7 protein-coding genes are annotated in these 7,605 nt (G+C 73.4%); 3 read left to right on the top strand and 4 right to left on the bottom strand.

Features of this window, described 5'->3' with window-relative positions; all coding sequences use genetic code 11:
* The coding region (locus L6E12_RS09750) for a DUF6545 domain-containing protein (protein ID WP_236227577.1) at nt 1-245 on the top strand (245 nt) is incomplete at its 5' end.
* Here the strand turns inward: L6E12_RS09750 and L6E12_RS09745 are convergent.
* The 4 genes from L6E12_RS09745 to L6E12_RS09730 all read right to left on the bottom strand — a co-directional run bounded on the left by L6E12_RS09745 (nt 190) and on the right by L6E12_RS09730 (nt 5,509).
* Nucleotides 190-2,892: a molybdopterin-dependent oxidoreductase gene (locus tag L6E12_RS09745; RefSeq protein WP_236227576.1), complete on the bottom strand. Its 2,703-nt coding sequence runs from the start codon at nt 2,890-2,892 to the stop codon at nt 190-192. The two genes, L6E12_RS09750 and L6E12_RS09745, sit on opposite strands and share 56 nt — an antisense overlap.
* The gene (locus tag L6E12_RS34725) at nt 2,889-3,674 is read right to left on the bottom strand and encodes a xanthine dehydrogenase family protein subunit M (protein WP_255683115.1); all 786 of its coding nucleotides are present in this window, start codon (nt 3,672-3,674) and stop codon (nt 2,889-2,891) included. Before L6E12_RS34725 ends, L6E12_RS09745 begins: the two co-directional genes overlap by 4 nt.
* Nucleotides 3,675-3,782: 108 nt before the next feature.
* The gene (locus L6E12_RS09735) at nt 3,783-4,397 is read right to left on the bottom strand and encodes an NAD(P)H-binding protein (RefSeq protein ID WP_236227575.1); all 615 of its coding nucleotides are present in this window, start codon (nt 4,395-4,397) and stop codon (nt 3,783-3,785) included.
* A 251-nt stretch (nt 4,398-4,648) separates the two neighbouring features.
* The gene (locus L6E12_RS09730) at nt 4,649-5,509 is read right to left on the bottom strand and encodes a LysR family transcriptional regulator (RefSeq protein ID WP_236227574.1); all 861 of its coding nucleotides are present in this window, start codon (nt 5,507-5,509) and stop codon (nt 4,649-4,651) included.
* 70 nt (nt 5,510-5,579) lie between these two features.
* On the opposite strand from L6E12_RS09730, the gene L6E12_RS09725 reads away from it, so the two are divergent.
* Nucleotides 5,580-6,431 carry a DMT family transporter gene (locus tag L6E12_RS09725; RefSeq protein ID WP_236227573.1) on the top strand — a complete coding sequence of 284 codons (852 nt, stop codon included), beginning with the start codon at nt 5,580-5,582 and terminating at the stop codon, nt 6,429-6,431.
* A gap of 148 nt (nt 6,432-6,579) precedes the next feature.
* Nucleotides 6,580-7,599, top strand: a complete 1,020-nt coding sequence (locus L6E12_RS35055) for an aminoglycoside phosphotransferase family protein (RefSeq protein ID WP_304523866.1) — start codon at nt 6,580-6,582, stop codon at nt 7,597-7,599.
* The last annotated feature ends 6 nt before the right edge of the window (nt 7,600-7,605 follow it).

Below are 7,605 nucleotides of genomic sequence, written 5' to 3'. Positions count from 1 at the left end.
CCGCGGCCACCGCCGCGGGCCTGACCGGTCGGGAGCTGGCCGCCGCCGTGGAGGCCGCCGCGGTGGCCGCCGCCCTGCGCTCACGCGCCGACGGCACGCCCCCGACCGCGCGCGCCGCCGCCGACCCCGGTGGGACCGACCTGCTCGACGACGCCGACTTCCTCGGCGCCGTCTCCCGGCGACTGGCGGTCAGTCCCGCGACAGGCCCAGCCAAATCCGGTCCCGGGTCAGCGGCAGGTCGGTGAAGCGCACGCCGGTGGCGGCGCGCAGCGCGTTGGCGTAGGCGGGGGCGACCGGGTTGAACGGGCTCTCGCTCATCGACTTGGCGCCCAGCGGTCCCAGCGGGTCGGTCACGTCGGCGAAGTGGACCTCCGTGCGCGGCACGTCGGCGAAGGTCGGCACGTGGTACTGCCGGAACGCCGCCGTGGTGACCTCGCCGTCCGCCCCGATGTCGACGTGCTCGGCCACGGTGGCGCCGAACCCCTGCGCGACACCGCCCTCCACCTGCCCCCGGCACTGCATCGGGTTGAGCACCTGCCCGGCGTCGGCGGCGTGCACGCTGCGCAGCACGCGGACCTCCCCGGTGCCCGGGTCGACGGCCAGCCGGAACCAGTGCACGTTGAACGCGACCGACCGCGGCGTCCCGTCGAAGTGGCCGGTCGTCGTCAGCGGTTCCCCGGTGGCCAGCGCCGAGAACGGCACCACCCGCCCACCGCAGTCGACCCCGCGATCCACCAGCGCACACCGCGAAATGTCCACACCGGACTGCTCGGCGGCGGCGCCCAGCAGTGCGGCGACCATCGCCTCGGCCGCTCGCAGCACCGCCGTCCCGGCGATCACCACCCCGGTCGACCCGAACGCCCCGGTGTCGTGCCGGACCAGGTCGGTGTCGGACTGGCGGATCGACACCCGCGAGGTCGCCACCCCCAGCGCGCTCGCCACGAGCTGCCGGTGCACGGTGGTGGAGCCGTTGCCGAACTCCGCCGTTCCCACCGACAGCTCGAAGGTCCCGTCGGCGAGCAGCCGCAGCCGCGCCTCCCCGAAGTGCCCGCGCGGCGGGGCGGTGGCGATCATCGACAGCGCCGCGCCGTCGCCCACCAGCCAGCCCGCGGGCACCGGCCCGACCGGTTCGGCCTTGGCCGCGCGCACCACGTCCAGGCACTGGTCGAGCCCGTAGCTGGCGAGCAGCAGGTCCTCCTCCGCGCCCGCCGCCGTGGTCAGGGTGTCGCCGTCGCGGATGGCGCTGCGTTCGCGCAGCACCAGCGGGTCGATGCCGAGCCGGTGGGCCAGTTCGTCCAGGGCGGACTCCACGGCGAAGATGACCTGCCCCAGGCCGTAGCCGCGGTAGGCACCGGAGGGCACGTTGTGGGTGTAGACGGCGTACCCGTCGGCGCGCTTGTTCGGGCAGCGGTACGCGGCGAGCGACTCCCCGCAGGAGTGGAACAGCACACCGGGGCCGTGGTTGCCGTACGCCCCGGTGTCGCTGACGACGTGCACGCGCAACGCGGTCAGCGTGCCGTCCGCCTTGGCGCCGACCTCCACCTCCACGGCGAACGGGTGCCGGGTGGTGGAGCCGAAGAACTGCTCGGACCGGGTCAGCTCCAGCTTCACCGGCTCCCGCAACCGCAGCGCGGCCAGCACCACCACGTCCTCGACCAGCATCTCCTGCTTGCCGCCGAACCCGCCGCCGACCCGCCCGGCAACCACCCGCAGGTCGGACTCGGGCAGGTCGAACAGCGCGCACAGGGAGCGCTTGGTCAGGAACGGCGTCTGCGTGCTCGTCCGCACGGTGAGCCTGCCGGTCTCCGCGTCGAACCAGGCCAGCGCGCCGTGCGTCTCCAGGGCGGCGTGCTGCGCGCGGGGGGTGCGGAAGGTGCCCCGGTACACCGCGTCCGCCTCGGCCAGCCCGGCGGCGAAGTCGCCGAACTCGTCGTGCAGCTCGGCGAGCACGTTGTCGGCGGGCCGGGAGATTCGCGCGGCGACAGCGTTCTTGTCGTGCACCACCGGCGCTCCGGGGCGCATCGCGGCGTGCGCGTCGGTCACCGCGGGCAGCACCTCGTAGTCCACCCGCACCAGCCGCGCCCCCGCCTCGGCGGCGGCCTCGGTCTCCCCGACCACGGCCGCCACCCGCTGCCCGACGTGGCGCACCACGTCGTCGAAGACCCGGGTGTCGCACGGGTCGTCCTCGACGATCTCGTGCTGGGCGCTGGAGTACAGCCGCTCCGGGGCGTCCTCGTGGGTCAGCACGAGCCGCACCCCGGGCACGGCGAGCGCGGCGGCGGTGTCGAAACCGGTGATCCGCGCGTGCGCGTGCGGGGAGCGCACCAGCTTGATGTGCAACAACCCCGGCACGTCCACGTCGAAGGTGTAGCGGGCCGTCCCGGTGACCACCTGCGGCCCGGCGGGCGCCCCCAGGTTGCGACCGACCGCTTCCCCGTCGGCGGGCTCCTCCACGTGCTTGACCCCGGTGATCGCGTCCTCGATGGCCCGGTACCCGGTGCAGCGGCAGAGGTTCCCCTTGAGCGCCCGCGGCAGGTCGGCCCGCCCCTCGTCGTCGAGGGCGGCGGCGGTCATGAGGAACCCGGCGGTGCAGAAACCGCACTGGAACCCTTGTGCAGCGAGGAATTGCTCCTGCACGGGGTGCAGTTCGCCATCGGTGGCCAGACCCTCCACAGTGGTGACCTGCTTGCCGTCGGCGCGCAGGGCCGGGTAGAGGCAACTGTGCACGGGCGTGCCGTCGACGTGGACGGTGCAGGCGCCGCAATCCCCGGCGTCGCACCCCTTCTTGACGCCGAACCACCCGTGCCCGCGCAGGTAGGTGCGCAGGCACTGCCCGGGCCGCGGGGCGTCGTCGTGGGTGCGGCCGTTCACCCGGACCTCGAAGCCGGTCATGCCAACTCCTCCCGGATCTCCTCGGCCAGCCGCAACACCATGTGCCGCCGCCACGCGGGCAGGCCGTGGATGTCGTCGTACCAGTCGGTCACGGTGTCCAGGATGGCGGAACGCAGCTCGGCCGCGGTGGGCGCGGTGGGGAAGTCGAGGCGCACCGGGCGCGGGGTGGCGGCGGTGATGGTGAGCGCGAACCCGGCGTCGGCGGTGCCGATCAGCAGGGCGCCGGAGCGGCCGTGGGCGTGCAGGGACACCTGCCGGAAGGCGGACCTGCGGTGCAACGCGGCCTCGGGGACGGTGATCGAACGCAGCAGCTCACCGTCGGTCAGCACGGACTCCCCCGCCCCGCGCACGAAGTCGACCACCGGCACGCGCCGCTCCCCGTCGCCCGCCCGCAGCAGGCAGACCCCGTCCAGGGCGGCGGTCAGCGAGATCATCGGCCCGGCGGGCAGCGCGTTGCACAGGTTCCCGCCGACGGTGGCGGTGTTCCAGACCTTGAAGGAGGCCAGGAACGCCCGGCAGCACTGCTCCACCAACTCCGCCACCGGCAGCCCACTGCCCTGCGCGAACCGGGACAACTCCGCGATCGTGCAGGTCGCGGCCAGTTCCAGGTCGCCGCGCATGGTCACGGGCGGCCACCCGAACATCGTCAGGTCCACCAGCCTGCGCACCAGGGGCTGCGGCTCGGAGAAAAGCTGCGTGCCCCCGGCCAGCCAGGCGTCACCGGGCAGCCAGGGGCCGGGCACGCGCGGGTCGCGCACCTCGACCACCGTGTTCAGGTCCATACCGCCACGCTGCCACGTTTCCCGCCCACACGGGGTGCGCGGGGGTAAAACCGCGGTTGCCCGCCGCCGGGGTTCCCGGCGGGTCGTGCCCCTGCCGAGGCCGCACCGTCAATCCACGGGCGCCCGCACCGCGTCGTCCACCGGGGTGCTCCCACCGACCAGCCCCACGGTCCGCCGCACACACCACGGCCCGGTCACCAGCGCGGCCAGCACGGCGGCCACGTCCGCCCGGGGCACCTCCCCCTCGGACACCCCTCCCCCGAGGCTGACCAGCCCGGACCCGGGGTCGTCGGTCATCCGCCCGGCCCGCACGATGGTCCAGTCCAGGTCGCGGCAGGCGATCTCGGCCTCGGTCTCGGCCTTGGTCCGCAGGTACTCGGCCCGCTCCGGGCTGTCGTCGGCCCGCGCCGCCCCCGCCATCGTGCTCAGCAGCACGTAGCGGCGGATGCCCAGCGCCCCGACCCCGTCGGCGAACGCCAGGGCGGCAGGCCGCTCGGTCGGCCCGAGCGTGGTGCCGCCGGTGAACACCACGGCGTCGGCCCCCGGCAGGGTCTCCACCAGCCCCCGCGAGTCGAGGACGACGGGTCGGGCGCCGTGGGCGCGGACGTCGGCGCGGTGCCGGTCGGAGGGGACGAGGGCGATCACCGCGTCGCCCCGGGCGGACAGGAGGGAGGCCAGGCGCAGGCCCGCGCCGCTGTGGCCGCCCGCGATCACCACACGCATCCGCGAGACTCTAGAGGCCCGACACAGCCGTGCCCGCCCACCCTCACCCAGGCGGGTTAATCCACGGGGGACACCGCTCGAAAAGCGAACAATGGTCACGAAAAAAGGCGACCGCCGCCCCTCCACCGCCGAACGCGGCGGGCCTGCACTTCCACGACCGCCACCTCGACCTGCGCCTCACCGATCCGGACTTCCCGGCTTCCCGATCGCCCACTTGATCATCGGCAACCTGTTCCAAGCCCTCGGCAGGATCAGGCACCCCCGCCCACCACGGCCCGGGCCAACTCGGCCAGCGCCCACACCATCGGATGGCTGGGCGGCGTGGTCCAGGCCAGCACCAGGGGCACCGGGGGCACGTCCGTCAACGGCACGTAGGCCACCTCCGCGTGCGGGTAGGTGCTGACGGTGGCGGTCGTGGTGATCCCCACGGCGTGCCCGGCACCGATCAGGGTGATCCAGTCGTCGGTGCTCACCACCTCCACGGCCTCGGCCGGACGCCGGTCGGCGGGCCACAGGTCCAGGCTGGTGGTCCCCGACACCGGGTTGACCGCGATCGTCTCCCCCACCAGGTCCGCCAACGCCACCGACGCCCGCCCGGCCAACGGCCCACTCGCGGGCACGGCGGCCAACCGGGGTTCGCTGAGCAACACCTCGGTGTGCAGCCCGGCAACCCGCACCTGCCCCCGCAACAGGGCGGCGTCCACCCGCCCCCGAACCAGCCCGGCGGTCCGGTCGTCCACCCGGTTCAACTCCAACGCGGTCTCCGGGTGAGCGGCCCGCCAAGCCCGCAGCAGGGGAACGGTGTACTCCCCGAAGGCCGACCAGGCGTGCCCCACCCGCAACGGCCAGCTCCCCAACTTCCCGGCGTCCAACACGTCGTCGACAGCGGCCACCGCGGCCTCGGCCCGAACCCGGGTGGCCATCCCGGCGGGCGTCAAGCGCACGTGGTGGGTGGACCGGTCGACCAACCGAACCCCCAGGTGCGCCTCCAGTTGCTGCAAGGTCCGCGACACAGCGGGCTGGCTCAGGTGCAACCGCACCGCGGCCCGACTGATCGTCCCCTCCTCGGCGATCGCCAGGAACGCCCGCAGGTGACGCAGCTCAACCGTCATGCCTGTAGAGCATAACCACTGGTGAAACAGCATTTCCGTGGAGCGCTCCACCCTGCATACGGTCACCGTCGTGACAACCCTGGCAACCCGAACCACCCCCCGAGCGGGCGCCGTGGCCATGGTCGTGACCGGAGCCTTCTGCCAACCCTCCGGCGCGGCCGTCGCGGGCCTGCTCTTCCCCCGGGCGGGCGCCCTCGGCATGGTCATGCTCCGCCTGGTCTTCTCCGCGATCCTGCTCGCGATCATCTGCCGCCCCCGCCTGCGCGGCCACACCCGAGCGGACTGGCTGGTGATCGTCGGATTCGGCCTCGCCCTGGCCACGATGAACACCCTGTTCTACCTCGCCGTGGCCCGAATCCCCCTCGGCGCGGCGGTCACCTTCGAGGTGCTCGGCCCCCTGGTCCTGGCGGTCGCCACCACCCGCCGCTGGCTGTGGGCAACCCTCGCCCTGGTCGGCGTGGCCACCCTCGGCCGCGCGGGCTTCACCGCAGGATTGGACCTCCCCGGCGTCGCCTGCGCCCTCGGAGCGGGCGCGATGTGGGCGGCGTACATCGTGCTGTCCCAACGCACAGCGGGCCGCTTCCCGAAGACCGACGGCCTGGCACTGGCCCTGGTCGTGGCAGCGGTCGCCACCCTGCCCCTGGGCCTGTCCACGGCGGGGCGGGCGCTGGCGGACCCGGTGGTGCTGGGCCTGGGGTTCGTCGTGGCGGTGCTGTCCTCTGCGCTGCCGTACTCGCTGGAACTGCGCGCCCTGCGAACCCTCCCGGCGGGCACGTTCGCCGTGCTGATGTGCCTGACCCCCGCCATCGCCACGGTGGTCGGCTTCGTGGTCCTGCACCAAGCCCTGAGCCTGGTGGAGGCAGCGGCCACAGCCCTGGTAGTCGCCGCGAGCATCGGCGCCGTCCGCACAAGACCCCAGTGACCGGTGCGCCGGTACGGATGGCTGGCGCCCCTCACCGCTCATCGCACCGCGAACCCTTGCCACGATCGTCGAACGGCCCGACCGGGCACCACCACGGATATGCTCAGGAGCGTGGCAGCGGTGGCGCGGGTTCGCGTGGGTGGCAGAGATGGATGACCTCCCCTTCAGCGAGCACCTGCGAGCCGAGCTGGGTTCACCGACCGCAGCGGTCCGCCTGGACAGCAGCCCCCGATCCCGGGTGTGGCGAGTGGAGCTGGCCGGAACCCCCGCCGTGGTCAAACAACTGGTCCCAGACCCGGAAGCCGCCGACCGCTACACCCGCGAGGTCACCGCCCTGCAACTGGCCTCCCGAGCAACACCCCCCGTCGCCCCCGCGCTACTCGGAACCGACCCGCAGCAACACATCCTGGTCCTGGAACACCTGGAACACCACCACCCCGCCGAGGACTGGCTGATCGACTACGCCACAACCCTGGCCCGCCTCCACGCCACCGTCGCCCCTGAGGCAAACCTCTCCACCTGGCCCGCCCCAACCCCCGCCGACGCCGAAGCCTTCCTCCGCCTGGCCCACCACCTCGAAGTCACCGTCACCCCCCAAGCCCAAACCGAACTGACCGCCCTACTGGAACGCCTACGCACTCTGCCCGTCACCGCCCTCCTCCACGGCGACCCGTGCCCCGGCAACGACATCCACACCCCCCAGGGCATCAGGTTCATCGACTTCGAACAGGCTTCCCTGGGCAACGGCCTGGTCGAACTCGCCTACCTCCGCATCGGCTTCCCCACCTGCTGGTGCGCCACCGCCCCACCCGAACCCCTCCGGCAAGCCGCCGAAACCGCCTACCGGACAACCTGGCAATCCACCACCGGCACCCCCCTCACCGCAACCACCACCGACGCCTGCGCGGGCTGGCTCCTCCGAGGCGATGCCCTGGTCCCCCGGGCCCAACGCGGCACCACCGACCACCTGGCCGAAGCCACCACCCGGGACTGGCTCTGGGGCACCGCCACCGCCCGCCAACGCCTCACCCACCGCCTCGCCGTCGTCAGCAAACTCACGGCCGACGACGATGCCCTGGTGGGCGTCAGCCTGCTGACTTCGACAATGCACGCCAGCGCACTCGCACACTGGCCCACACTCGAACCACTGCCCACCCGACGGCCGTGAAGAAAT

The organism is Actinokineospora sp. PR83, from assembly GCF_021056305.1.
Lineage (GTDB): Bacteria > Actinomycetota > Actinomycetes > Mycobacteriales > Pseudonocardiaceae > Actinokineospora > Actinokineospora spheciospongiae.
Note: the sequence above shows the minus strand (reverse complement) of the source record. Positions and strands in the feature narration are given on the sequence as shown.